The 25,541-nt window shown below is 75.2% G+C and carries 13 protein-coding genes; 8 read left to right on the plus strand and 5 right to left on the minus strand.

The genetic code is table 11. The features are described 5' to 3' along the window. Nucleotides 1–46: 46 nt before the first annotated feature. From ACFVUY_RS22420 to ACFVUY_RS22440, 5 genes are all read right to left on the minus strand, one after another. The gene (locus ACFVUY_RS22420; protein WP_387732415.1) at nucleotides 47–1,552 is read right to left on the minus strand and encodes a condensation domain-containing protein; all 1,506 of its coding nucleotides are present in this window, start codon (nucleotides 1,550–1,552) and stop codon (nucleotides 47–49) included. Further along, complete coding sequence (locus ACFVUY_RS22425) at nucleotides 1,549–14,718, minus strand: MupA/Atu3671 family FMN-dependent luciferase-like monooxygenase (protein WP_387732417.1); 13,170 nt, start codon at nucleotides 14,716–14,718, stop codon at nucleotides 1,549–1,551. Before ACFVUY_RS22425 ends, ACFVUY_RS22420 begins: the two co-directional genes overlap by 4 nt. A gap of 271 nt (nucleotides 14,719–14,989) precedes the next feature. Then, nucleotides 14,990–16,237 carry an MFS transporter gene (locus ACFVUY_RS22430; protein ID WP_387690188.1) on the minus strand — a complete coding sequence of 416 codons (1,248 nt, stop codon included), beginning with the start codon at nucleotides 16,235–16,237 and terminating at the stop codon, nucleotides 14,990–14,992. 216 nt (nucleotides 16,238–16,453) lie between these two features. Beyond that, nucleotides 16,454–16,621 carry a hypothetical protein gene (locus tag ACFVUY_RS22435; protein WP_387690190.1) on the minus strand — a complete coding sequence of 56 codons (168 nt, stop codon included), beginning with the start codon at nucleotides 16,619–16,621 and terminating at the stop codon, nucleotides 16,454–16,456. A 198-nt stretch (nucleotides 16,622–16,819) separates the two neighbouring features. Continuing rightward, on the minus strand, nucleotides 16,820–17,278 hold the full coding sequence (locus ACFVUY_RS22440) for a PaaI family thioesterase (RefSeq protein ID WP_380548341.1): 459 nt from the start codon (nucleotides 17,276–17,278) through the stop codon (nucleotides 16,820–16,822). Between the two features lie 397 nt (nucleotides 17,279–17,675). Between ACFVUY_RS22440 and ACFVUY_RS22445 the strand changes: the two genes are divergently transcribed. From ACFVUY_RS22445 to ACFVUY_RS22480, 8 genes are all read left to right on the plus strand, one after another. After that, nucleotides 17,676–18,395, plus strand: coding sequence for a Phenylacetic acid catabolic protein (locus ACFVUY_RS22445; protein ID WP_387690192.1), 720 nt, complete (start codon nucleotides 17,676–17,678; stop codon nucleotides 18,393–18,395). 48 nt (nucleotides 18,396–18,443) lie between these two features. Then, nucleotides 18,444–19,562 (plus strand): radical SAM protein, encoded by a 1,119-nt coding sequence (locus tag ACFVUY_RS22450; RefSeq protein WP_387690194.1) that lies wholly within the window; start codon nucleotides 18,444–18,446, stop codon nucleotides 19,560–19,562. A gap of 100 nt (nucleotides 19,563–19,662) precedes the next feature. Further along, the gene (locus tag ACFVUY_RS22455; protein ID WP_387690196.1) at nucleotides 19,663–19,917 is read left to right on the plus strand and encodes an acyl carrier protein; all 255 of its coding nucleotides are present in this window, start codon (nucleotides 19,663–19,665) and stop codon (nucleotides 19,915–19,917) included. Beyond that, on the plus strand, nucleotides 19,914–21,155 hold the full coding sequence (locus ACFVUY_RS22460; protein WP_380636599.1) for a beta-ketoacyl-[acyl-carrier-protein] synthase family protein: 1,242 nt from the start codon (nucleotides 19,914–19,916) through the stop codon (nucleotides 21,153–21,155). Before ACFVUY_RS22455 ends, ACFVUY_RS22460 begins: the two co-directional genes overlap by 4 nt. Further along, on the plus strand, nucleotides 21,155–21,967 hold the full coding sequence (fabI, locus tag ACFVUY_RS22465) for an enoyl-ACP reductase FabI (RefSeq protein WP_387732419.1): 813 nt from the start codon (nucleotides 21,155–21,157) through the stop codon (nucleotides 21,965–21,967). The genes ACFVUY_RS22460 and fabI overlap by 1 nt, the downstream gene beginning before the upstream one ends. Further along, nucleotides 21,964–22,929, plus strand: coding sequence for a beta-ketoacyl-ACP synthase 3 (locus ACFVUY_RS22470; protein WP_387690201.1), 966 nt, complete (start codon nucleotides 21,964–21,966; stop codon nucleotides 22,927–22,929). Before fabI ends, ACFVUY_RS22470 begins: the two co-directional genes overlap by 4 nt. Continuing rightward, entirely contained in the window at nucleotides 22,926–23,903 is a 978-nt protein-coding gene (locus ACFVUY_RS22475; RefSeq protein WP_387732421.1) for an alpha/beta fold hydrolase, read from the plus strand. Before ACFVUY_RS22470 ends, ACFVUY_RS22475 begins: the two co-directional genes overlap by 4 nt. A 38-nt stretch (nucleotides 23,904–23,941) precedes the next feature. Further along, nucleotides 23,942–25,540 carry a long-chain fatty acid--CoA ligase gene (locus ACFVUY_RS22480; protein ID WP_387732424.1) on the plus strand — a complete coding sequence of 533 codons (1,599 nt, stop codon included), beginning with the start codon at nucleotides 23,942–23,944 and terminating at the stop codon, nucleotides 25,538–25,540. Nucleotide 25,541 lies beyond the last annotated feature (1 nt).

A 25,541-nucleotide genomic window follows, 5' to 3' on the forward strand; every position in this document is an offset into this window, starting at 1 on the left:
GTGGGCCCCGGCGGACGGCGTACCGTCCACCGGGGCCCACCGGGTGTCACGCGAGCGGGACCTCCAACTGCCGGGCCAGGTCCGCGACCAGGGCGTCCAGCCAGCCCCGGACGGTGCCCGGGTCGAACAGGTCGGCGTCGTACTCGACCTGCCCCAGGTAGCCGTCGGCGTCCGGGGTGAGCGAGAACGCGCAGTCGGCGCGGGCGGAGTGGCCGGGGATGTCCTCGATCTCGGCGGTCAGGCCGGGGAGGTCGAGGGCGATGGGCGGGGTGCTCTGCACGGCGAGCACGATCTGCGGGTACCCGACGGGCATGGGGACGCCGCGCTCCCGCAGCGGTTCGACCAGCAGGCCGAACGGCATCAGGGAGTGGTCGAGGGCGGAGGCGATCGCCTCGGCGGCGCGGTCCACCAGGCCCGCGAACCCGCTCTCGCCCCGGGTCGGCACCAGGATCGGCATGCTGCTGGTGAGCAGGCCGACCACCTGCTCGTCGACCGGCCGCCGGCGGTTGGCGTTGGAGAGCAGGATCAGCACCTCCGGCGCGCCGCTGAGCGAGCCGAGCAGCCGGGCGAACGCGGCGACCACGACGGCCGAGGCGGTGGCGGAGCGCGCGGCGGCGTAGCGCCCGATCTCCTCGGCCACGGCTGCCGGGATCCGGAACTCGGCCGTCTCACCGTGCCCGGAGCGCCGTTCGGGACGGGGCCGGTCGGTGGGCACGTCCACCGAGAGCGAGGCGCCGCCGAGGGCCTTGGCCCAGTGGTCGGCGGCCGCCGCCATGGAGGCCCGGTTGACGACCGTCCGCTCCCAGCAGGCGTGGTCGGTCATCCGGCCGGCCTCTCCCGGCAGCGGCCCGCCCGTGCGGTAGAGCGCGCTCAGGTCGGCCAGCACGGTGGCCAGCGACCAGCCGTCGAGCGCGATGTGGTGGATGGTCAGCAGCAGCACCCACTCCTGCGCCGCCGGGCGCAGCAGTCGGGCGCGCAGCAGCGGGGGCGCAGTCAGGTCGAACGGGCGGCCGACCTCGGCCTCCAGGGCCGCGGCGAGGGCCGCGTCCCGTTCGGCGGGGGCGAGCCCGCGCAGGTCCTCGACCGGGACGTCCAGCGGGGTGTTCGGCAGCACCTGCTGGAGCCCGCCGAGCTCGGTGTCCACGAACCGGGTCCGCAGGCTCTCGTGCCGCTCGGTGACCGCCGTCAGCGCGGCGGCCAGCCGCCCGGGCTCCAGCGGCCCGCGCAGGGTGATCCGCTGGAGGATGTTCCACACCGCGGGGTCGGCCGCGTCGCCGTGGGCCTTGTGCAGTCGCCACTGGGTCACCCCGGCCGGTGCGGCGGACAGGGCCTCCCCGGCGCCGCTCAGGGTGGTCAGCAGCCGGTCGCGGTGGGCCCGGACGAGGCCGGTGACCTCCTCGTCCATCGCTCCGGCGGGGGCCAGGTAGCCGAGCCGCTCGCCGGTGGTGCGCAGCACGATCTCGCGTTCGTCGAGCAGGCGCAGCAGCCGCGCCCAGCCGTCCTCCGCCGTGCTCGCCGCGTCCTCTCCTCGAACGTCCTCCGCCGTGCTCACAGGGTCCCCTCCTCGAAGGCCGGGGCCGGGTGCTGCTCGGCGGCCGGCTCGTGGGCGGCCATCGCGCGGACGGTCGGGCGGCGGAAGAAGTCCAGCACGCCGATCCGCAGCCCGGTCTCCTCGCGGACCCGGTTCAGCAGCCGGGTGGCGGCCAGCGAGTGCCCGCCCAGGTCGAAGAAGGAGGTCTCCACCCCGACGGGGCGGCCGAGCTCCTCCTCCCAGAGTCGCTGTACGGTCCGTTCCAGCTCGGTGGCCGGCGCGGCCTCGGGCTCGTCCGCGCCGAGCGGGCGCGGCTCCGGCAGGGCGGCGGTGTCGAGCTTGCCGTGGGCGTTGAACGGCAGGGCGTCGACGGTGGCCCAGAGCCCGGGCACCATGTAGTCGGGCAGCAGGTCGGCCAGCCGGTCGGCGACCCGGGGCAGGTCGGCGGCCGAGCATCCGACGTACCCGGCGAGCACGGTGCCCGCCGCGGTGCGGCGCGCCGTCACGGCGGAGGCGTGCACGCCGGGAACGCCGCGCAGCACGGTCTCGATCTCGCCCGGCTCGACCCGGTAGCCGCGCACCTTGACCTGGCGGTCGGCCCGGCCGAGGTACTCCAGCCGGCCGTCCGGGCGCCAGCGGCCGAGGTCGCCGGTGCGGTAGCTCGGGCCGTCGGGGGTGTCGGTGAAGACGGCGGCGCTCTCCTCGTCGCGGCCGATGTAGCCGATGCCGACCTGGACGCCGAGGGCGTGGATCTCGCCGACCGCTCCGGCCGGCACCCGGCGTCCGGCGGGGTCGCGCAGCACGATCCGGCTGCCCGGGGTCGGGCGGCCGATCGGCGCGTACTCCGGGCCGTCCGGGTCGATCTCGCCGGCCGTCAGCGCGTGGGTCTCGGTCGGGCCGTAGTGGTTGATCAGCCGGCAGCCGGGGTTGCGGCTGAGGAAGGCCCGCAGCCCGGGGGTGACCAGCACCTGCTCGCCGCCCGAGATCAGCTCCCGTAGGTGCGGCACGGGCTCCTCGCCGAGCGCGTCGGCCAGGGCGGCCAGCGGCGTGTACGGCAGGTGGAGCCGCTCGGCGCGGGTGGAGCGGACCACGGCGGCCAGCGCCGTCACGTCGTATCGGGTCTCCTCCTCGATCAGCAGCAGGGTGCCGCCGCCGGCCAGCGTGGTGAGGATCTCCTGGACGCTGACGTCGAAGCCGCAGGAGGCGTACTGGAGGGTGCGGGCCGCGGGGTGGTCGGCGACGTTCCAGGCCACGAAGTGGGCCAGGGCGAGGGAGTGCATCAGCACGCCCTTGGGGCGGCCGGTGGAGCCGGAGGTGTAGAGCAGGTAGGCGGGGGCCTGCGCCGAGGGGGCGGGCAGCGGGGGCAGTTCGGCGGCGGCGTCGCCGGGGGCGGTGGCGGTGAGCACCGTCGGCACGGTCAGGCCGAGCTCCGCGGGGGCGTCGTCGGTGGTGGTGAGCAGGACGACCGGTGCGCTGTCCTCGACGATCAGCCGGCAGCGCTCGGGGCCCTGCAGCACGTCGACGGGTACGTGGACGGCGCCGAGGCGCAGGATGGCCAGCAGTCCGGCCACCAGGTCGACCGAGCGGGGCAGCAGGACGCCCACCCGGCTGCCCTCGCGGACGCCGGCCGCCAGCAGCCGGCCGGCCAGGTCGTCCGCCCGGGCCAGCAGCGTCCGGTAGTCCGTCCCGGTGCCGTCGGCGGCGACCACCGCGGTCTGCTCGGGCCGTCCGGCCGCGGTCGCGGCGATGGTGGCCAGCGGGTGCTCGGGTTCCCGGACGGCCGGGGGGCCGCACTCCAGGGCGGTGTCGGCCTCGGTGGCGGACACGGCGGTGAGTTCGGCGAGGGGGCGCTCCGGGTCGGCGACCGCGGCGGTGAGCAGCCGCTCGAAGGCGCCGAGCAGCCGGTCGACGGTGGCCCGGTCGAAGAGGGTGTCGGCGTACTCGACGTGGCAGCGGATGCCGTCGGGCAGGCTGGTCAGGAAGAGCGTCAGGTCGAAGGCGGAGCGGTCCGCGACGTGGTCCAGCGGACGGGCCGTCACCCCGGGCAGGTCCAGTTCGAAGACCATGTGGTTCTCGAACTCGACCATGACCTGGAACAGCGGGTTGCGGCTGGTGTCGCGCTGCGGGTTCAGCTCCTGCACCAGCACCTCGAAGGGCAGCTGCTGGTGCTCGTAGGCGTCCAGTGCGGTGGAGCGGACCCGGCCGAGCGCCTCGGCGAAGGCCGGCTCACCGGAGAGGTCCAGGCGCAGCGCCAGGGTGTTGACGAAGAACCCGACCAGGTCCTCGGTGCCGTCGGCCCGGTTGGCCACCGGGGTGCCCAGCACGATCTCGTCCTGGCTGGCGTACCGCTGCAGGACACCGGCGAAGCCGGTCAGCAGCACCATGAACAGGGTGGAGCGCTTGGACCGGGCCAACTCCCGCAGGCTGTCGGAGAGTTCGGCGGGCAGGTGGTGGACGAAGGAGCGGCCGCGGCCGTCCGGCACCGCCGGGCGCGGCCGGTCGGTGGGCAGGGACAGCACCGGCAGGTCGCCGCCGCCGAACACCTTGCGCCAGTGGGCGAGGCTCTCCTCGTACTCGCCGGCGGCCACCCGGGCCCGCTCGCGGGCGGCCTCGGTGGCCGGGCCGGTGGTGAGCACCGGGAGCCGGGCGGCCCGGTCCTCCCGGGCGGCCAGGTAGAGCTCGCCCAGCTCGCGGGTGATCACCACGGTGGACAGGGTGTCGATCACGATGTGGTGCATCGAGAGGACCAGGACGTGCCGGTCGGCGTCCCGCTCCAGCAGCAGGGCCCGGAACAGCGGGCCCTCGGCGAGGTCGAAGCGGTGGGCGCCCTCGGCGGTGACCAGGTCGGCCACCGGGTCCGGGCTGCCGCCGTCGGCCGTGATCCGCCGCAGCACCGGGCCGGCGGGCGGCGCCAGCACCTGCTGGAACGGTTCGCCGTCCTGCTCCCGGAAGACGGTGCGCAGCGCGACGTGGCGTTCGACCAGCCGGCGCAGCGCGGTGTCCAGGGCCTGCGGGTCGAGCGGGCCGTCCAGGGCGATCGCCTTGACCTCGTTGTACTGCCCGCCGTCGGGCAGCATCCGGTGCAGGAACCACATCCGCTGCTGGGCGTAGGACAGCGGCGCGCCGCGCAGGGTGTCCCGGCGCAGGACGTCGAGCTGGGGCAGGCCGGCCGCCACCAGGTCGGGGGAGAGCCCGAAGTCCACGAAGGCGGCGATCTCGTCGGCGCCGGCCGCCCGCAGCTCGGACAGCACCCCCTGGACGCTCTCCGGGGTGCCGATCAGCGCGCGGGAGGCGCAGTAGCGCTCGTACGCGCGCTCCAGCACGAACTCCAGGTCGTCCTCGCGGGCGCTCTTGAAGTCCAGGGTCAGGCCCAGGCTGTTGGCCATCTGCCCGAACAGCGAGAGCGAGGAGCGCAGGTAGTTGCAGAACGGCCGGTAGGCCTGCTCGCGGGCGGTGGCCAGGTCGGTGCCCAGGTAGGTGTGGACCAGCACGACCACCCGGCCGGCCTCCGGGTCGAGCCCGTGCTCGGCCCGGGTGCGCCGGTAGACCTCGATGTTCTCGGCGAGCTGGGAGATGTCCTGGGTCATCAGGTTGGTGATGACGCCGAGGTCGTGCCGGGCGGCCTCGCGGAAGCTGTCCGGGTTGCCGACGATCGCGGTGAACATGGGCGGCAGGTCCTGCAGGGGCCGCGGGTGCAGGGTCACCTCGATCGGCTCGCCGTTGCCGTTGCGGCCCTGGTACGGCTCGCCGCGCCACAGTGCCCGGACGGTGTCGATCTGCCGGTGCATCAGCTCCTTGTGGCCGCCGTAGTTCTCGGGGAAGAACAGGAAGTCGTTGGGGTGCCAGCCGCTGGCGCAGCCCAGGCCGACCCGGCCGCCGGACAGGTTGTCGACCACCGACCACTCCTCGGCCACCCGCACCGGGTGGTGCAGCGGCAGCACGGCGCAGCCCGCGTTCAGCCGGATCCGGCTGGTCTCCCGGGCCAGGGCGGCGGCCAGCACCGAGGGGTTGGGGAAGATGCCGCCGAAGGAGTGGAAGTGGCGCTCCGGCAGCCAGACCGAGTGGAAGTCGTGCCGGTCGGCGAAGCGGGCGCTCTCCAGGACGATGCGGTACTTCTCGTCCTCCGGGGAGTCCAGCGGGTAGTCGCCGAAGAAGTAGAGGCTGAAGTCCACCGGCCGCTGCGGGTCGCTGACCGGCTGGTACGGGATCGGCTCCGCCTGGCCGCGCACGGTCTCGGCGGGGGCGGGGAGTTCGGCGGCGGGCCGGGGGGCCGGCAGCCGGACGCCGGGCGAGGCCGGGAAGAAGCCGCCGCGCCGCAGGTCGCGCAGCGACTCGCGGACCGCGTCGATCACGAACTCCAGGTCGCCGTCGGTGTGGGCGGTGGAGAGGAAGAAGTTGCGCCACTCCCACACGTAGACCCCGCGGGTCAGCAGGTGCGGGAAGAGCAGCTCCATGTCGGCCCGGGGCTCGAAGCGGAAGAGCGAGCCGAAGTGGGCCAGGCGCAGCGGGAACTCCTCCTCCTCGAAGAAGCCGTTCAGGGTGGCCGCCAGCTCGTCGGTGCGGGCGTTCAGCCGCTCCTGGAGGCCGGGGCCGGCCGCCTTGAGGTGGCGCAGCACCGCTCCCGCGGCGGTCATCGCCAGCGGGTGCTGGATGTAGGTGCCGCCGAAGAAGGTGGTGTCCTTGGGCGGGTAGCTGTCGTCCCCGTAGTCCCAGTGGCCGCCGTCGATCCCGTCCATGATGTCGGCCCGCCCGGCGATCGCGCCGATCGGGTAGCCGCCGCCCAGTACCTTGCCGTAGGTGGACATGTCGGGGGTGACGCCCCAGAAGCCCTCGGCGCCGCGCAGGTGGGGCCGGAAGCCGGTGAGCATCTGGTCGAAGACCAGCACGATGCCGAGCCGGGTGGTCAGTTCGCGCAGCGAGCGGACGAAGTCGGCGGGCTGGCGGCCGGGGTGGCGGCTCTGCACCGGCTCGACCAGGACGGCGGCGATCCGGTCGCCGTGCTCCTCGATGGCCTTGAGGCTCTCCGGGTCGCCGTACCGCAGCACCAGCAGGTCGGCGACCGCGCTGCCGGGGATGCCGATGGACACCGGGACGGTCTCCCGGTCGGCGCCGCGGCCCAGCGTCCGGCCCAGGGTCTGGTCGGAGTGGCCGTGGTAGGAGCCCTCGAACATGACGATCTTGTCCCGGCCGGTGTGCGCGCGGGCCAGCCGGATCGCCCCGGCGTTCGCCTCGGTGCCGGAGTTGGCGAAGGCGACCCGCTCGGTGCCGGTCAGCTCGGCCAGCAGCTCGGCGGCCTCGCCGGTCTCCGGACCGCGCGGGCCCAGCCGCAGGCCCGAGGACAGGTGCTCGCGGACGGCCTCGGAGACGAACTCCGGGTCGTGGCCGAAGAGCAGGACGCCGAAGCCCATGGTGATGTCGACGTACGCGTTGCCGTCGACGTCCTCCAACCGGGAGCCCCGGGCCCGCCGGGCGGCGAGCGGGTAGAGCATCTCCTTGGTGCCGGAGCGGAAGCCGACCACGGCACGGCTGTCCGCCAGGGTGCGGCGGTGGCGGCGGGTGATCGCCTTGGAGGCGGTGGTGCGGGCGGTGAAGCGGGCGACCAGCTCGTCCACGTGGGCGCGCTGCTGGTCGGTCAGGCCGCCGGAGGCCATGCCGGACTCGCGGGAGACGGTCACCCGGGGGCCGTGCACCTGCGGGGCGGCCGCCTCGACGGCGGGGGCCTCGACGGCGGGTGCGGGGGCGGCCGGTGCGGGGGCGGGCGCCGCGACGGCGGGTGTCGGGGCCGGGGCGGTGACGGGTACGGCCGCCGCCGGGGGCAGGGCCGCGGGCACGGGCGCCGGGGGGAGTGCGGGGGCGCCGCCGGCCAGCAGGCCGAGCTGGTCGCGCATCAGGTCGGAGAACTGGCCGAGGAGCGCGAGCTGGCGCTCGATCAGGCCGGTGCCGTCGGTCACCGGCCGCAGCGCGGCGGGCACCGCCTGCGGGGCGGTGGGCGCGACGGGCACGGGCTGGGGAACCGGCACCGCGGCCGGTGCCTGGGCGGGCGGGGCCTGGACGGGCGGGGCCGGGTGGACGGCAGGAGCGCTCTGGGCCACCGGGGCGGCCTGGACGGCAACAGCAACGGCATCGGGTGCGGCAGCGGGAACGGCGGCCGGAGCGGGCACGGGCTCGGGCTCCGCCACGGGCTCCGGCTCGGCGGCCGGCAGCAGCGTGGCCAGCACCGCCGGCTCCAGCCGGGAGGCGATCAGCCCGGCCAGCCGGGCCGGGGTGTCGGCCGCCTCGAAGAGTTCGCGCATCGACACCCGGACCCGGAACGCGCGCTCCAGGTCGCGGATCATGTTGATCATCGAGAGCGAGTCGGCGCCCAGGTCGAAGAACGGCTCGTCCGTCCCGACCGAGGCCTCGTCGTAGCCGAGCTGGCGGGCCGTCTGCTCGACGACCTGGCGCAGGACGGCCTGCTCGGCGAGCTCATCGGGGCTCGGCGTCGGTGCGGCGGCCGGCGTCGCGGCCGGCGCGCTCTGCTGGGGTGGGTCCTGGTGCATGGCGGGGTCCTCGGTGGTGGGCCGGGCAGGGGCGGTGAACCAGTGGCGGCGGCGTTGGAAGACGGTGGTGGGCAGCGGGACGCGGCGGGCAGGCCCGTCCGGCCAGTCCCGGGCGGCGGCGAAGCGGGCCCAGTCGAGCGGCACGCCGTGCGACCACAGCGCAGCCGCGGCGGCGTCGAACTGCTGCTCCGGCGAGGCGCCGCGCCGGCCGCCGGCGACGAAGTGGCGGTGCGGCAGCTCCCGGCGGCCCATGCCGGTCAGCGTCGGGTGCGGGCCGAGCTCCAGGAACAGCTCGTGGTCCAGTCCGTCCAGCGCGGCGAGCACCTGGTCGAACCGGGCGGTCTCCCGGGTCTGCCGCAGGAAGTACTCGGGCGTCGGGACGGTCCCGGTGGCCAGCACCTCGCCGCCGAGGTTGCTGACCAGCGGGACGGCCAGCGGCCGCAGGCGCAGCCGGGCCAGCTGGTCGCGGAACGGGTCGAGCATCGGGTCGAGCAGGCGGGAGTGGAACGCCCGGTCGGCGGCCAGGCGTTCGGTGGTCACCCCGTCGGCGGCCAGTACGGCCTCGGCGGCGGCGATCTCGCGCGGCGGGCCGGCCAGCACGCACTGGCCCTTGCCGTTGACCACGGCCAGGTCCACCCCGGGCAGCCAGTCGCCGAGCCCGGCCAGCCGGTCCGGGCCGGCCGAGACCACCGTCATGGCTCCCGGTTCGGTCAGCCGGTGCATCAGCCGGCCGCGCAGCGCCGTCAGGAACATCCCGTCGGCCAGGTCGAGCGCGCCGGCCGCGTGGAAGGCCGCGTACTCCCCGGCGCTGTGCCCGGCGACCGCGGCGGGACGCACGCCGAGCTCCTGCCAGAGCCGCAGGGTGGCCGCCTGGAGGGCGAACAGCGCGGGCTGCGCCGCCTCGGTGGTCCAGGTGTCCTCGGTGCCCTGCGCGGCGGGGTCGAGCAGCAGCGGCAGCAGCGGCTCGTCCCAGGCCTCGCGGTGCAGCCGGTCGCACTCCTCCAGGACGGCGCGGAAGACCGGGAAGGCCGCGTGCAGTTCGGCGGCCATGCCCCGGTACTGGGAGCCCTGGCCGGTGAAGAGCAGCACCGGGCGGACCTCGCCGCGCCCGGTCTCGCGGTGGGCCGCGCCGGCGGTGGGCCGGCCCGCCAGGAAGGCGTCCAGTCCCTTGCGCAGGGCGGCCGGGTCGGGGCCGGCGACGGCCAGCCGGTGGCGCAGCGCGCGCCGGCCGGCGCCGAGGGTGAGCGGCAGGTCGCCGGGGGCGAGGGCGGGTTCGGCGTCCAGCCGGTCGCGGAGCAGTCCGGCCAGCTCGGTGAGGCCCTGGGCGGTGCGGGCCGACAGCGGCAGCACGGTCGGGGCCGGCCGCGGCGCGGGCACCGCGGCGGCGGCCGGGGCCTGCTCCAGCACCAGGTGGGCGTTGGTGCCGCCGACGCCCAGGGCGCTGACCCCGGCCCGGCGCGGGGTGGGGCCGTCCGGCCAGTCCCGGCGCTCGGCGGCGAGCCGGAACGGGCTGCCGGCCAGCTCCAGCGCGGGGTTGGGGCTGGTGAAGTTCACCAGCGGCGGGACGGTGCCGTGCCGCAGCACCAGCAGCGCCTTGATCAGGCCCGCCATTCCGGCGCAGGTGTCCAGGTGGCCGATGTTGGGCTTGACCGAGCCGAGCGAGCAGAACCCGGCGGCCTCGGTCCGGGCCCGGAACGCCTGGGCCAGCGCCCGGAACTCGATCGGGTCGCCGAGCGGGGTGCCGGTGCCGTGGGCCTCGATGTAGCCGATGCTCTCGGCCGGTACGCCCGCGAGGTCCAGGGCCCGGCCTACCACGGCCGCCTGCCCGTCCACGCTGGGCGCGGTGTAGCCGACCTTCCGGCCGCCGTCGTTGTTGACGGCCGAGCCGAGGATCACCCCGTGCACGGTGTCGCCGTCGGCGAGCGCCCGGTCGAGGCGCTTGAGCAGGACGGCGGCGACGCCGTTGCCGCCGACGGTGCCGCCCGCCTCGGCGTCGAAGGCCCGGCAGGCGCCGTCGGGGGAGAGGATCGACCCCTCCTCGTAGCGGTAGCCGGCGGCCTGCGGGATGTGCAGGGCGGCGGCCCCGGCGAGAGCGAGCTCGCAGTCGCCCGCCAGCAGGGACTGCACGGCCAGGTGCACCGCGACCAGCGAGGTGGAGCAGGCCGTCTGCACGCCGATCGCCGGTCCGGTGAGGCCCAGCCGGTAGGCGACCCGGGTGGCGGCGAAGTCCGCCTGGTTGCCGATCGCGGTCTGCAGGGCGGCCACCGGTTCGGCCGGGTCGGCGGTGGCGGCCAGGGTGTGCTGGTAGTAGTTGCGCAGCGCGTACAGGGTCATCCCGGTGCCGGCGAAGACCCCGACCCGGCGCTCCGGGTCCGGCGCGTCGTAGCCGCCGTCCTCCAGGGCCTGGCGGCAGATCTCCAGCAGCAGGCGCTGCTGCGGGTCCATCAGCGCGGCCTCGGTGCCGCTGATGCCGAACGCCTCGGCGTCGAAACGGTCGACGTCGGTGAGCGCCCCGGTGACCGGGACGAAGTCGGGGTGGCGGTACTCCTCCGGGCGCAGTCCGGCGGCCGCCAGCTCCTCCTCGGTGAACCGGGTGGTGCTGCGGACGCCCTCGACGATGTTCCGCCAGTACTGCTCGGGGGTGTCGGCGCCCGGCAGGCGCAGCGCCAGGCCGACGATCGCCACCCGGCGGTCGTCGCCCGGCCCGGCGTCGGCGGCGGAGGCGGGGGAGCGGAGCGGAGCGGTGGGTGCGGCCGGTTCGGCGGCCAGGTGCTCGATCAGGGCGTCCACGGTGGGGTGGCGGAACAGCTCGGTGGGCGCCGGGGGCGTGGGCAGCACGGCGCCGAGCGCGCCGTGCACCCGCATCAACTGGAGGGAGCCGATGCCGAGTTCGGCGAGCGGGCGGCCCGGGTCCAGCGGGGTGTCCAGGACGGACTCGAAGGCGTCCAGGACGAGTCGGCGCAGCCCGGACGGTGCGGTCCGGCCGGCTGCTGCGGTGCCCGGTGCCGTGGCGGACGGTGCCGCGGTGCCCGGAGCCGTCGTGGACGGCGCCGGGGCGGCGGCGGTCACCGGGCGGGGCGCGGTGGCGCGCAGCCGGCGCCGGGCGGCGGGGGAGCTCGGGTCAGGACCGGCGTACCGGTGGCCCGGGGCGCCGGCCAGCAGCAGGGCGGCCAGTCGGCGCCCGTGGGCGGCGCTCAGCACGGCGATGCCCCGGCCGGTGGCGGCCTGCTCGTTCTCCGTGTCGCGGTTCATGCCGATCCCGCGCCACAGGCCCCAGGAGATCGTCCAGGCCGGGGTGCCGCTCTCCCGGCGCAGCCGCTCGACGGTGCTCTCCAGGTAGCGGTTGGCGGCGGCGTAGCCGGTGGAGCCGACCGCCTCCTGGAGGCCGATCATCGAGGAGAAGGCGACGAACTGTGCTCCGGGTCGTTCCTTGACCAGCTCGATGAGGTGGTCGGTGCCCTCGGCCTTGGTCCGGACGGCCTCCCGCCAGTCCTCGGTGCCGGTGTCGGCGAGGAGCGCGAGCCGGTAGCCGCCGGCCAGGTGGAGCACGCCGTCCAGCGGTGCCTGCCACTCCCGCTCGGCCTCGGCGACGGCCTCCGCCAACTGCTGACGGTTCGTCACATCGGCCTGGCGGTAGCCGACCTGACCGCCCTGGGCGGCCAGTCGGCGCAGTGCGGCCCGGCGTTCGGCCGCCTCGGCGGTCGGGGCGTCCAGGTCGCTGCGGCCGACGATCAGCAGTCGGGAGCCGTACTCGCGCAGCAGCCCGGGCAGCAGCTCGGCGGCTATCCCGCCGAGGCCGCCGGTGACGAGGTAGCGGGCGCCGGGGGTGAGCAGCGAGCAGCCCGCCCCGGCCGGCCCGGAGGCGGCCTCGGCCGTCTCCAGCCGGGGGACCCAGGGGCGGCCGGCGCGCCAGGCGGATTCGGGTTCGGGCCGGGGGTCGGTGAGCAGGGCGAGCAGGGCGGCGGCCTGGTCCGCGGCCGGTGCCTCGCCCGGCAGGTCGAGGTGCCGGGCGGCGGGCACCAGTTGTTCGGCGCGCGCCCCGGCGGTCAGCGCCGCGGTCAACGCGGCCGTGGGCCTGGGGAGTTCTCCGGGGAGTACGGCGTGCAGCCCGGTGCTGACCGAGACCAGCTCGCTGAGCGGCGGCCGGGCCGGGAGCGCCCGGAGCAGGGCGAGCAGCGACTCGTCCGGCCGGTCGGGTCCGTCGGCGGTCGCGCTCCAGAGGTAGACCAGCCGGTCGGCCGTCCGGTCCCCGAGGGCCCGCAGCCAGTCCTCGGGGTCGGTGGTCGGCGGCCGGTCCACCACCAGGGCGTTCGGCAGGGCGGCGGCCAGGGCCTCGGTGAGGGTGCCGGGGCCGGACGGGCCGAGCAGCAGGATCGTTTCCTCCGCCAGCGGAGCGGCCACGGCCTCCGGAACCGGGCGGGGTTCCCAGCCGAGTCGCCGCACGCAGTCCGGCAGCGTCCGGGAGTTGGCCTCGGCCAGGTCCAGCGCCACGACGTGGTCGTCGAGTTCGCCGTCCAGCAGCCGGCGGCGCAGCGCGGTGCGCTGGATCTTGCCGCTGGTGGTGCGGGGGAAATCGGCCGCCGGGACGGGGAGCACCAGGGCGGGCGCGGGCTGTCGGCGGGCCGCCAGCAGCTGCCGCACCTCGGCGGCGACGGGCGGCGCGGGGGCCTGCGGGTCGCTCTGGACGTAGGCGATCACCAGCTGCTCGGTGCCGGTGCGTTCGTCCGGTACCCCGAAGGCCGCGACGTGGCCGGAGCGCACCCCCGCCACGGAGGCCACCACGTCCTCCAGCTCGTGGCAGAAGTAGTGCACGCCGTTGACGATGATGATCTCCTTGCGACGGCCGGTGAGCACCACCTCGCCGTCGGTCAGGAAGGCGAGGTCCCCGGTGTCGAACCAGTCGTCGCCGACGAAGGCCTCCTGGTTGGCGGCCGGGTTGTTCAGGTACCCCGGCGTCACCCGGCCGGAACGGACCTGGAGCCGGCCGACCCAGTGCTCGGGCAGCGCCCGCCCGTTGTCGTCGGTGACCCGCATCCGAGTGCCGGGCGCGGGCCGTCCCATGCTGAGGAAGCCGGTGCCGCGCTCGGCCGAGTCCGGGTCGGCGGGCTCCAGCCGGCCGCTGAGCGAGTCGGTGCGCACCAGCCGGCGGGAGCCGTCCTCGTGGTAGCGCTTGTAGGTGATCGCCGTGCAGGTCTCGGCCATGCCCCAGCCCAGCAGCAGGTGCTCGGGGCGGACGCCGAACGGGGCGGTGGCGGCCAGGAACTCGTCCAGCACCGCCTCGGTGCACTGCTCGCCGGCGTTGATCAGCGACTTGACCGCGGACAGGTCCCAGTGGCGTCCGGGCCCGGCGGCCCGGACGGCCTCGGCGACCAGCCGGTAGCCGAAGTTGGGCGACCAGGAGTGCGCGCCCCGGTAGCGCTCCAGCGCGTCCAGCCAGACCAGCGGGTCGGCGAGGACGAGTTCGGTGGGAACCTGCACCTGGTCGGCGGCCAGTACCACGTCGCGCAGGTGGAACATCAGCAGTCCGGCGACGTGGTCCAGGGGCAGCCAGTTGACCGTGGTGTCGGCCGGGTCGCAGCCGTTCGCGACGGCTCCGGCGGTGTACTCCAGGATGCCGCGGTGGGTGATCTGTACCGCCTTGGACCGCCCGGTGCTGCCGGAGGACAGCTGGAGGATCGCGACGTCGCCGGGGGCGGGGGCGTGTTCGGCGGCCGCCGGCCGGTCGCCGTCGACGGGCCGGTCGACGGGTCGGTCGACGGCGATCACCCGCAGGCCCGGCGCCGGGTACAGCTCCCCGAGCCGCTCCAGGCCGTCCACCGCAGGCCCGCAGGCGAGCACCGGCGGCTCCTCCAGGGTCTGCCAGGCGTGCCAGAGCTTCTCCAGGACGGGGTTGCGCTCGTGGTAGTCCGGCGGGCGGGCCACCGTCACCGGCTGCACCCCGCCCAGCAGGCAGGCCCACAGGGTGGGGAAGTAGAGCTCCGGTTCCGGGACCTGGAGGATCACCCGGTCCCCGGCCCGCACTCCGGCGGAGGCCAGGATGGCGAGGATCTCGCGCGATCGGGCGAGGAGTTGACGGTAGGTCAGCCGGGTGGCCGCGCCGCCCGCCCGGACCAGGTGCAGCCCCCGGTCGGGGTGCAGGGCGGCGGCGCGCAGCAGCGCCTCGGGCAGCGTCCGGGGCGCGTCCGGCGCGGGGGCGGGCAGTGGGGCGCCGACGGCCTCCGTCCCGGGGCCCGCGGGCGTGGCCGCCGGCTCCGCCGGGGCGGAGCCGGCCGTCGCCGACGCCTCCCCGAACGGCCGCCAGTGGTCGGTGAGTTCACGCAGGTGGCGGAGGGCGGGACCGGGCGAGGCCGGGGCCCGGGTGAGTGCGGCGGCCAGGGCGGCGGCGTCGGGTTCGCCCTCGGGGGTGCGGACGATGCCGTCCAGGAGGTGCACCTCGGCGCTCGGATCGGCGTCCAGCAGGGCCGCGGCGGCCCGGCGGCGCAGGGCCTCGGGATCGCCGTCGACGGCGGGCACCAAGTAGGCCAGCAGGCCTGGGCGGCCGTTCCCGCGCTCGACGGGCAGCAGCGCGCAGTCGGCGATCTCGGGGCGCAGCAGCAGTCGGGCTTCCAGGGTTCGCAGCCGGCCGTGGTCGGGACCGGTGGGGCTCATGACGTTCGGCACCTTTCGGATCGGTGCCGGGGCGCGGGTGTGGGCCGCCCCGGGTCAGGGAGGGGAGCGGAGACGGGTGGCGCTTACGGCGCGGGGGCGCCGGGGCGGTACGGGGGAAAGCTCGGTGTCGCGTACGGCGCGGGCGCCGGAGGGCGGTGCGAAGGAGCGGTGTCGCGTACGGCGTGGGGGTGCCGCGGTTGTGGTGCGTCGGGCCGGTGCCGGGTACGGCGCGGGGCGCCGGGGTGGTGGCGGGGGCCGGTGGGCGGGCCGCTCAGCGGCGGCGGGTGCGGGCGACCAGGACGAGGAAGGCGAGCGCCAGCACGATCGGGACGGCGTGCGAGACGCCGACCACGGTCAGCGGGCTGACCACCGCCAGCAGTGAGCCGCTCAGCAGCATCCCGGTGCCCATGCCGACGTTCTCGGCGGACGCGAGGATGCCGAAGGCCTCGCCGCGCCGCTCGTCGGCGAGGGCCTGGATCCGGGTGGTGTAGGAGATCTCGGTGAAGCCGTCGCCGAGGCCGGCGCCGATCGCGACCAGCAGGAAGAGCGGGGTCGGGAGGTCGGTGAAGACCAGGATGAAGCAGGCGGACATCAGGCAGGTGCCCAGCGCGAAGCCGCGCTCGCCGGGCTCGATGCCCCGGCGCAGCATGAACCGGGAGACCAGCTGCTGGGCGCCGAGGTTGCCGATCGCCCAGGTGGCCCAGAAGGTGCCGAGCAGTGCGGCCGGGTTGTCGGGGGAGGACAGGTTGGCGAAGACCGGCAGGCTGATGTTGTGGGCGGCGGAGCCGAAGGCGTCCAGCAGTCGGATCCCCGCCATGGCGCCCACCACCGGAGCGGCCCGCAGGACGACCAGTGCCTGCCACCGGGGGCCGCGCTTCCCGGCCGCCGGCGCGGGTTCCTCCGGCCGGGCCGCGGGTTCCTCCGCCGGGGCGGCCCGGGTGGGCAGGGGCAGTCGGATCACCAGTGCCCCGAACAGGACGAAGCTGGCCGCGTCGATGAGCAGCGCGGCCCGGAATCCGGCCCAGGCCACCACCACGCCCGCGGAGGCGAAGCCGAGCACCATCGCCGTCGAACGGCAGCTCGCCATCAGGCTGTTGGCCCGGGCGCGGCGCTCGGCGCCGACCATCTCGGGGATGCTGGTCCGCAGCGCGACCGAGGCCACCGCGGCGGCGCCGCCGAGGACCAGGGCGAGCGGGTAGAGCACGGGGATGCGCATCGAGGCCGGGACGAGGGCGACGACGACCAGTGCCAGCGCCTGGGCGAGGGCGCAGCCCGTCATCAGCCGCCGTCGCTCCAGCCGTGCCACCAGTCGTCCGGCGACCAGCCCGCCGGCGAGGCCGCCGCCCAGTCGCAGGACCAGGTACCCGGCCGTGCCGAGGGCGTTGCCGGCCGCCTCGTAGGCGAACAGGCTCAGCGCGACCAGGTCGAGCTGGCTCCCGTACATGTTCAGGGCGTCGCCTGCGGCCAGCCGGTAGAAGACCCGGGGCAGCTTGCTCGTGGTCTGGTGCGTTGCTTCCAATGCAGTGTCCGGCACCGTGGTCCCCCCGGGCACGCCATATATGGCGGTTCAGTGTGACATTGCACCGCAACCTAGAGGGTGAACAGGTTCCAGATCAATGCTTAGATCATTTCCTGTCCAAAAGATCGCGCACTCGGCCGACTTACTGTCATCTTTCGCGCCACTCTGGCCAGTTGTTGGCGTACGGACAGACGGGCGGGATGGTCGACGCGGGGGTCAGCGGCGGCCGAAGAGCCGGCCGAACCAGCCCTTGCCCGCGCTGCCCCGGGTGGCGCAGTCGCAGCGGGCGGACGCGGGCACCCCGGCCAGGACCTGCTCCACGTGCATGCCGCACCCGGCGAAGGTCGGCTTCCCGCAGGTGCGGCAGGCGACTCGTCGGCACATCTCGTTCTCCGTTCTCCGGGCCCCCAGGGGTGGGGCCGTCCTGCCAATATACCCCACCCCGTATTCGTAATGTCGGATTCGTCCGGCCGCCGGGGCCGGAACGGCGGCAGGGCGAAGCCGGTGCGCGGAGAACCGGCGTGCAGGGATCCGGTGCGCGGAGAAGGGGTGCGCAGAGAAGGGGTGCCGAGGAGGGGGCGGTCAGGCCGTCCCGGGCCGGGCCTGCGGAATCGCGTAGGTCAGCGTGGCGCTGGCCACCAGGACGCCGTCGGCGTCCAGCAGCTCGGCCAGGACCACGCACAGCCGGCGCCCGAACTTGGCCGTCCTGGCGTGCACGCGCAGCGCCCCGGGGCGCGGCCGGTTGAGGAAGCTGATCTGCAGCGAGCTGGTCAGCGCCATCAGGGTGGGCCCGAGCCGGGCGTTGATCAGGAGGAACGCGGCCAGGTCGCACAGCCCGGCCTGCTCCGGGCCCGAGACGGTGCCGCCCGGGCGGGTGCGCAGCCGGTCGCCGTCCACCGCCATGGTCAGGGCGTGGCCGTCCACGTCGGTCACCCGGCAGGCGGCGTAGTCGGGGAACTGGTCGGTGATCAGCTCATTGAGCCGGTCGGGGCCCAGGAGGACGTCGACGGTGGCGACCGCCGTGTTCGAGTCGGTGGTCATGGGGGCCAGCGTAACCGTCGGCCCGGCGGTACGCCGGGAGCGGTCCAGGCCTGCTTCCGGCCAGCTTCGTTCTCCGTGGTCAACCGCCAAGATCCGTTACAGGAACGATAATTGCGCATGTCGTGCCGGTGTCGCGGTGGCCGGAACCAGTCCCTCCGGCAGTGTCGGGTGGCCGAATCCGTTCGGCACGATTCGTGAGGGACCTTGTTCGGCCCAAAAAGCAGCACCTACGCTCCGAGGAAGTTCAGCGGAGCCGCCAAGCGCTCCGCCGGCCGCTGGGGGGCGGCGCCCTTTTCCTTGTGGTCGTCATCGAGAGCCTCGGTGGAAACCGCCCCGGCCGCTCCCGCCCGACCATGTCCTGCTTCGGATTCCTGCTTCAGAGACGGGGTGTTGTGCCATGGGGATTTCCATTCTGGACGACGAGGCGGTGGTGGTCCGCACGCCCGACGAGTTCCTCGCGATGCCGGAGGAGTACCGGGAGATCGCGATCCGCGGCATGGTGGTCAACACCGAGGGCGAGCTCTCCGGCGGCGACGACTACGTGCAGGTCTTCCTGCCGCTGGCCCCCGACGCGGAGGAGCGGCAGGTCTGCGCCGAGCGCGCCGCCGAGGAGTACGACCACTACAAGATCGGCAAGCGGGTCCTCGCCGAGATCGGCGTGGACACCGGCTACATGGAGAAGCAGACCCTGGCCGAGCGGAACCTGTTCCGGGCCCAGGAGTTCCACAACTGCACCACCTGGGCCGAGCGCGGGATCTTCTCCTACATCGGGGAGGAGACGGCCATGGTGATGATCTCCGAGTTCGCGCAGAGCAGCTACCGCCCCTGGGCCGACGCGGTGCGCACCATCATCCTCGACGAGAAGGTGCACATCGCCCACGGCGCCCGGGTGTGCCGCAACCTCGCCGCCACCGACGACGGCCGCGAGCAGCTCCAGCAGGCCCTGGACCGGCTGTGGCCGACCTTCATCCGGATCTTCGGCAGCCCGCGCTCCGAGCGCGCCAGGCTGGCCGTCCGCTTCGGCCTGCGACAGACCACCAACGGCGAGGCCTGCGACCTGTGGCGGGAGAAGGTCACCCCGCGCATCAAGAACCTGGGTCTGCGCCTCCCGGAGTAGCAGTCGCAGCAGCACGCCGATCCCGCGACTCCCGAGGAGCCCATCGCCATGGCAACACCCGTCACCATCGAACAGCGCCCGCTGAGCCGGCGCGAGGCCAAGGCGCGAACCGCCGAACTCCTCGCCGACCGGCCCGACCTGGCCGAACGCCTGCACCGGCTGCGCCGGCTGGGGCGCGAGGTCCGGTCCTGCGAGGTCCACCTCACCAACACCTGCAACATCCGCTGCAAGGGCTGCTGGTACTTCGAGGGCGGCTTCGACACGGCCGTCAAGGAACTCTCCGACCTGGACCGCATCCGGGCCTTCGCCCGCAAGCTGGCCGACGACGGCGTCAACCAGGCCACCCTGATCGGCGGCGAGCCCACCCTCGTCCCGCGCCGGGTCGAGGCCTTCGTCGAACAGCTGCCGTACATCACCATCTCCACCAACGGCCTGCGCCCGATGCCCAAGCAGGGCTTCGAGAAGATCGCCATCGCGGTCAGCATCTTCGGCGGCGGCCCGCTCGACGACGACCTGCGCGCGATCCGGGTCAACGGCTCCAAGTTCACCGGCCTGTTCGACACCGCGCTCAAGCACTACCGCGACGACCAGCGGGTGCTGTTCATCTACGCGCTCTCCGAGGCCGGGGTCGAGCACATCGAGCCCACCGTGCGGAAGATCGCCGAGAACGGCAACATCGTCACCTTCAACTTCTACAGCGAGCACGGCACCGAGACCCCGCTGAAGATCGCCAACGAGCAGCGGGTGCTGGACGAGGCGCAGCGGGTCAAGGACCTCTACCCGCACGCGGTGGTGAGCCACCCGTACTTCATCCGGACCCTGGTGACCGGCCGGACGCACTGGGGCGGCCGCTTCGGCTACGACGTCTGCCCCAGCCTCAGCGTCGACGCCCCCGAGCACGAGGACCGCGTCGCCAACGGCAACCCGGTCATCCCCGGCTTCAACGTCTGGGGCGCCGACTACGAGTCGCTCCAGTTCTGCTGCACCTCCGGCGACTGCGGCGGCTGCCGGGACAGCCAGGCCGTCTACAGCTGGCTGGTGGTCAGCGCCAACCGCTTCCTGGACGACGCGGCCCGGCTGGAGCAGTGGCTGGACATCGCCGAGAGCTACTGGCGCCAGTGGCACTGGGCCCCGTACCACGCGAGCAAGGCCGGCACCACGGCCTGAGCCCACCGCCCCCCGCGCGCCGTCCCCGGCCACCGCCCCCGCGGCACCGCCCGTACGTCCCCCGCACCGCCACCGCCGCCCCGCGCGGCCGAGGAGAGCCATGCCCGACACACTGGACCGCACCGCCATCGAGAACTTCGTCGTCGACGCCCTGGTCGACCTCGGCGTCGAACGCGAGGGCATCGTCGAGGACGCCGCCCTGGACGAGCTGGAGATCGACTCGCTCGACATGGTCGAGCTCAGCCAGTCCATCCGCAAGCAGCTGGGCATCCCGGTGAAGCCCAAGGACTTCGACCGGCTGTACACCGTCGGCGAGGTGCTCGCCCTGTGCCGCCACAAGGCCGGGCTGGAGTGACGCCCCGGGCCGTCGTCACGGGCCTGGGCGCGGTGACCCCGCTGGGCGTGGGCGCCGACGAGCTGCACCGGCGCGCGGTGGCCGGCGAGAGCGGGCTCGCCGACGGGCTCGGGCTGTGCCGGGACTTCCGGCCCGCCGACCACCTGTCGCGCCAGCAGATCCGCCGCACCGACCGCTTCACCCAGCTCGCGCTCGTGGCCGCCGCCGAGGCCCTGGCCCAGGCCGGATGGACGGACGGCCCGCCGCCCTACCCCGCCGAGCGGGTCGCCTGCGTGGTCGGCTGCGCGCTCGGCGGGACGGCGAGCTTCGAGAGCCAGGCCGAGGTGCTCCGGCAGCAGGGCGGGGACTTCGTCTCCCCGCTCATGGTGCCCGCCATGATGGCCAACGCCGGGGCCTCGCAGATCGCCCAGCGGTACGGCTTCCGGGGCGAGGCGCTCTGCCTGGCCTCGGCCTGCAGCAGCGCGACCCAGGCGATCGGCACCGCCCTGCTGCTGCTCGCCGCCGGCGCCGCCGACGCGGTGGTGGTCGGCGGCGCCGAGGCCTCCACCTCCGACCTGGTGCGGGCCGCCTTCCGGACCGCCGGCGCGCTGTCCGAGAGCGGCCGCTCGGTGCCCTTCGACCGCGACCGGGACGGCCTGCTGATCGGCGAGGGCGCCGGAATCCTGGTGCTGGAGACGGCCGCGGGCGCCGCCGCCCGCGGCGCCACCGTGCTCGGCGAGGTGCTCGGCTACGGCGCCACCTGCGACGCCCACCACCTCACCGCCCCGGACCCGACCGGCGAGCCCGCGGCCCGCGCCGTCACCCTGGCGCTCGACGCGGCCGGGGTCACCCCCGGACAGCTCGGCTACCTCAACGCCCACGGCACCGGCACCGTCCTCAACGACCGCTCGGAGTGCGAGGCGCTGCGGCTGGCCCTCGGACCGGCCCTGGAAGGGATCCCGCTGTCCTCCACCAAGTCCTGCACCGGCCACCTCTTCGGCGCGGCCGGCGCGGTCGAGGCCATCGCCACCCTGCAGGCGCTGCGCCACGCCACCGCCCCGCCCACCGTCGGGCTTCGTGAGCCCGACGAGAAGCTCGGCCCGCTGAACCTGATCCACCGCGCCACCGCGCTCGCCGCCCCCACCCTGCCCGGCGGCCGCCGGGCGGGGCTCTCCACCTCCTTCGGGTTCGGCGGACACAACGCGGCCCTGGTGCTGGCGGCAGCCGACGCGATCGGTACGACGAAAGGCCAGGAGTGATGCTCGGCTTCCACGGACGCCGCTATCTGATCACCGGGGTGCTCAACCAGGACTCCATCGCCTGGCACACCGCCAGGGCGCTCCAGGAGGCGGGCGCGGAGGTCCTGCTCACCGGCTTCGGCCGGGCCCGGCGGATCACCGAGAAGGCGGCGGACGTCCTGCCCCGCCCCACCGAGGTGCTGGAACTGGACGTCACCCGGCCCGAGGACTTCGCCCGGCTGGTCAAGGAACTGGAGCAGCGCTGGGGCGGGGTCGACGGTGTGCTGCACGCCGTCGCCGCCGCCCGGCAGACGGCGCTGAGCGGCAACTTCCTCACCACCCCGCCCGAGGCCGCCGGACAGGCGCTGCACACCGCCGCCGTCTCCCTGCACTCGCTGACCACCGCGCTCGCCCCGCTGCTCACCGCCGACGGACGGCGCGGCAGCGTCGTCGGGCTGGACTTCGACGCCAGCGGCGCCTGGGCCGGCTACGACTGGATGGGCGTGAGCAAGGCGGCCCTCGGCGCGGTCTGCCGCTACCTGGCGATGTACCTCGGGCCGTCCGGCATCCGGGTCAACCTGGTGGCGGCCGGCCCGGTGGAGACCGTCGCCGGGCAGGCGATCAGCACCTTCGACCGGATCGCCGACCGCTGGCAGGCCGAGGCCCCGCTCGGCTGGGACCGCGGCGACCCGGCCGTGGTGGTCGGACCGGTGCTGTTCCTGCTCTCCGACCTCGCGGCCACCGTCAGCGGGGAGATCCTGCACGCGGACGGCGGGATGCACGCCGTCCGGATGGGCACCGGCCCGGCCTTCGCGGACGGGGGCACGGCATGACGGCCGCCATCGTGGGCGTGGGCGCGGCACTGCCCGAACGCGTCGTCCCCAACGCGTACTTCGAGCGGATCGGCGCCTCCCCGGAGTGGATCGTCAAACGGACCGGCATCGAGGAGCGCCGCTTCCTCGCGCCGGACGGCCGGCTCGCCGACCTCGTGGTGGCCGCCGCCGAGCAGGCGCTGCGCAGCGCCGGGCGCACCGCCGCGAGCATCCGGCACGTCGTGGTCGCCACCATCACCCCCGACCGGGTCACCCCCGGGGTGTCGGTGGAGGTCGCCGCCCGGCTCGGGATGCCGCAGGCCACCGCCTTCGACCTGCACGCGGCCTGCGCCGGGTTCGTCTACGGCCTGGACCACGCCGCCGCGCTGATCGAGACCGGCCGGGCCGGGGCGGTGCTGGTCTGCGGCGCCGACGCGCTGACCCGGATCACCGACCACGAGGACCGCGGCACCGCGGTGCTGCTGGCCGACGGCGCCGGCGCCGCCGTGATCGCCGACGTGCCCGGCGCGCCCGAACCGTGCTTCTCGCTCGGCAGCGACGGCGAGCAGATCCCGCTGCTCTACGCCGACCGGGACGACCGCAAGCTGCGGATGGACGGCCGGGAGGTGTTCGACCACGCGGTGGAGAAGATGTCCGCCGCCACCCGGGAGGTGCTCGACCGGCGCGGCCTGACCTGCGAGGACCTCGACCTGTTCGTCGCCCACCAGGCCAACGCCCGGATCGTGCGCGCGGTCGGCAAGGAGGTGGGGCTGCCCCCGGAGCGGCTCTACCTGAACGTCCACCGGGTCGCCAACACCTCGGCGGCCTCGATCCCGCTGGGCCTCACCCACGCCCGCGAGGAGGGCCTGCTGGACGGCCCGAAACTGCTCGGCCTCGCCGCCTTCGGCGCGGGCATCACCTGGGGCGCCGGGGTGATCGGCTGGCGGCCGGGCGCCGGCGCCGACCGGGAGGCGCGGGCGTGAAGACCCCCCGGTTCCCCGTGATCGCCGAGATCGCCGCGCCCGACGGGGCCCGGCTCACCGTCCGGGCACTGGCCCGGCCCGAACCGGCCGCCCCGGTGGTGATCGTCCTGCCGGCGATGGGAACGGCCGCCCGGCACTACACCCCGCTGGTCCGCGCCCTGCACGCGGCCGGTCTGAGCGTGGCCACCTGCGACCTGCGCGGCCACGGCGAGAGCCGGCCGGTGCCGCGGCACGGGGTCGCCTTCGGCTTCCGCGAGCTGGTCGAGCACGACTTCGGGGCGGTGCTCGACGCCGTCGCCGGGGCGTTCCCCGGCGCGCCGCGCCTCCTGCTCGGGCACAGCCTGGGCGGGCAGCTGGGCCTGGTGCACTGCGGCGTCCTCCGGCCCCGGCTCGCCGGCGCGGTGCTGGTGGCCAGCGGATCGGCCTGGTACCGGACCTTCGGCCCGCGGGCGGGCCTGCGACGGCTGGCACTGAGCCAGTTCTCGGTCGTCGCCTCGGCGGTGGTCGGGTACTGGCCGGGCGAGCGGTTCGGCTTCGGCGGCCGCGAGTCGGCCCGGCTGATGCGGGACTGGGCGCGGCAGATGCGCACCGGCCGCTACCGGGTGCGCGGCGCGGTCACCGACTACGAACGGGCGCTGGCCCGGGTCGACCTGCCGGTGCTGGCCGTGGACGTGCAGGGCGACGAGCTCGCGCCGCCGCGGGCCGTCGACCACCTGTGCGCCAAGCTGCCGTCGGCCCGGGTGGAACGCTGGAGCTACACCGCCGAACAGGCGGACGGCCGCCCGCTGGACCACTTCCGCTGGATCCGGCACAACCGCGGGCTGGTGGAGCGGATCGCGCCGTGGATGCTGGCCGCCGCCTCGGGCTCCGCCGCTGCCGCCGCCGCGGGTGCCGCCTCGGGCTCCGGCGAGAGCGTCGGTGAGCGCACCGGCGAGAGCGCCGCGCCGCGCGGCGGCGTCCGACCGACCGTATGACGATGAGACCGAGCCCCGCCGCCCCGAGGAGCGCCCGCATGTCCGCCGTCCCCGACCCGTCCGACAGAAACGCCGACGCGCCGCACGGCGGCCCCGGCCGGCCGCCCGGCCTCCCGGGCGACCCGCACGGCATTCCCGACCTGCTCACCGCGACCGCCGCGCGCTGCCCGGAGCACCCCGTCCTGCGGCTCGACGAGGAGGTGCTGAGCTTCGCCGACCTGGACGCGCTCAGCGCCCGGGCCGCGCACTGGCTGGCCGGGCTCGGTGTCGCGCCCGGCGACCGGGTCGCCGTGCTGCTGCCCAACGTGCCGCAGTTCGCGGTGCTGTACTACGGCATCCTGCGCGCCGGCGCGGTGGTCGTCCCGATGAACCCGCTGCTCAAGGCCCGGGAGATCGAGCACTGCCTCGCCGACGCCGGGGCAGCCGTGCTGCTCGCCTGGCACGCGGGCACCGAGCAGGCGGTCGAGGGCGCGCGGCGCACCGGCACCCTGCTGGTCCCGGTCGAGCCCTCCGCGCTCGCCGCGACGCTCGCGGAACAGCCGGACGGCCCGCCGCGGACCGCGGGACGCGGGGGAGAGGACACCGCGGTCATCCTCTACACCTCCGGCACCACCGGGGCGCCCAAGGGCGCCGAACTGACCCACCGCAACATCGTGGCCAACGTCCGGGCCGGCGTCCAGGTGCTGGGGATGGTGGAGCGGGACGTGATCTTCGGCGGGCTGCCGCTGTTCCACTCCTTCGGCCAGGTGATCGGCCTCAACTGCGCGGTGGCCGTCGGGGCCTGCATGACCCTGGTGCCGCGCTTCGACCCGCAGGGCGCGCTCTCGGTGATCCAGCGCGACCGGGTGAGCGTCTTCCTCGGCGTCCCCACCATGTACACCCTGATGCTGACCCACCCGCAGCGCGCCGGGTACGACGTCTCCTCGCTGCGGGTGTGCCTGGGTGGCGGCGCGTCGATGCCGCCGGAGGTGCTGCGCGGCTTCGAGACCGACTTCGACTGCGTGGTGCTGGAGGGCTACGGGCTGTCCGAGTCCTCGCCGCTGGCCTGCGCCAACCGGAGCGACCGCGAGCGGATCGCGGGCACCATCGGCATCCCGATCGAGGGCGTGCGGATGCGCATCGTCGACGAGTCGGGCACCGAGGTGCCGGACGGCACGGTCGGCGAGGTGGTGATCCGGGGCCACAACGTGATGAAGGGCTACTGGCGCCGCCCCGACACCACCGCGCAGACCGTCCGGGACGGCTGGCTGCACACCGGGGACCTCGGCACCCGCGACGAGCGGGGCGACTTCCGGATCGTCGACCGCCGCAAGGACGTCGTGATCCGCGGCGGCTTCAACGTCTACCCGCGGGAGGTGGAGGACGTGCTGTACGAGCACCCGGCGGTCGCCGAGGCCACGGTGATCGGCGTCCCCCACCCCACGCTCGGCCAGGAGGTGGCCGCCGCCGTGGTCCTGCGCGCGGGCGCCTCGGCTACCCCGGAGGAGATCCGCGGCTTCGTCCGGGAGCGGGTGGCGCCGTACAAGTACCCGCGGCTGGTCTGGACGGTCGACGCGCTGCCCAAGGGGCCGACCGGGAAGATCCTCAAGCGCGAGGTCGTCGTGCCCGAGGAGGAGTCGGGCCGGCTCAAGAGCTGAG

The sequence above is a fragment of the Kitasatospora sp. NPDC058063 genome (assembly GCF_042885395.1).
Classification (GTDB): Bacteria; Actinomycetota; Actinomycetes; order Streptomycetales; family Streptomycetaceae; genus Kitasatospora; species Kitasatospora lactacystinica.

Coding starts and splice junctions, on each gene's coding strand:
- ACFVUY_RS22425 (WP_387732417.1), bottom strand. CDS start 14,718: ATGAGCCCCACCGGTCCCGACCACGGCCGGCTGCGAACCCTGGAAGCC.
- ACFVUY_RS22435 (WP_387690190.1), bottom strand. CDS start 16,621: ATGTGCCGACGAGTCGCCTGCCGCACCTGCGGGAAGCCGACCTTCGCC.
- ACFVUY_RS22440 (WP_380548341.1), bottom strand. CDS start 17,278: ATGACCACCGACTCGAACACGGCGGTCGCCACCGTCGACGTCCTCCTG.
- ACFVUY_RS22445 (WP_387690192.1), top strand. CDS start 17,676: ATGGGGATTTCCATTCTGGACGACGAGGCGGTGGTGGTCCGCACGCCC.
- ACFVUY_RS22450 (WP_387690194.1), top strand. CDS start 18,444: ATGGCAACACCCGTCACCATCGAACAGCGCCCGCTGAGCCGGCGCGAG.
- ACFVUY_RS22455 (WP_387690196.1), top strand. CDS start 19,663: ATGCCCGACACACTGGACCGCACCGCCATCGAGAACTTCGTCGTCGAC.
- fabI (WP_387732419.1), top strand. CDS start 21,155: ATGCTCGGCTTCCACGGACGCCGCTATCTGATCACCGGGGTGCTCAAC.
- ACFVUY_RS22470 (WP_387690201.1), top strand. CDS start 21,964: ATGACGGCCGCCATCGTGGGCGTGGGCGCGGCACTGCCCGAACGCGTC.
- ACFVUY_RS22480 (WP_387732424.1), top strand. CDS start 23,942: ATGTCCGCCGTCCCCGACCCGTCCGACAGAAACGCCGACGCGCCGCAC.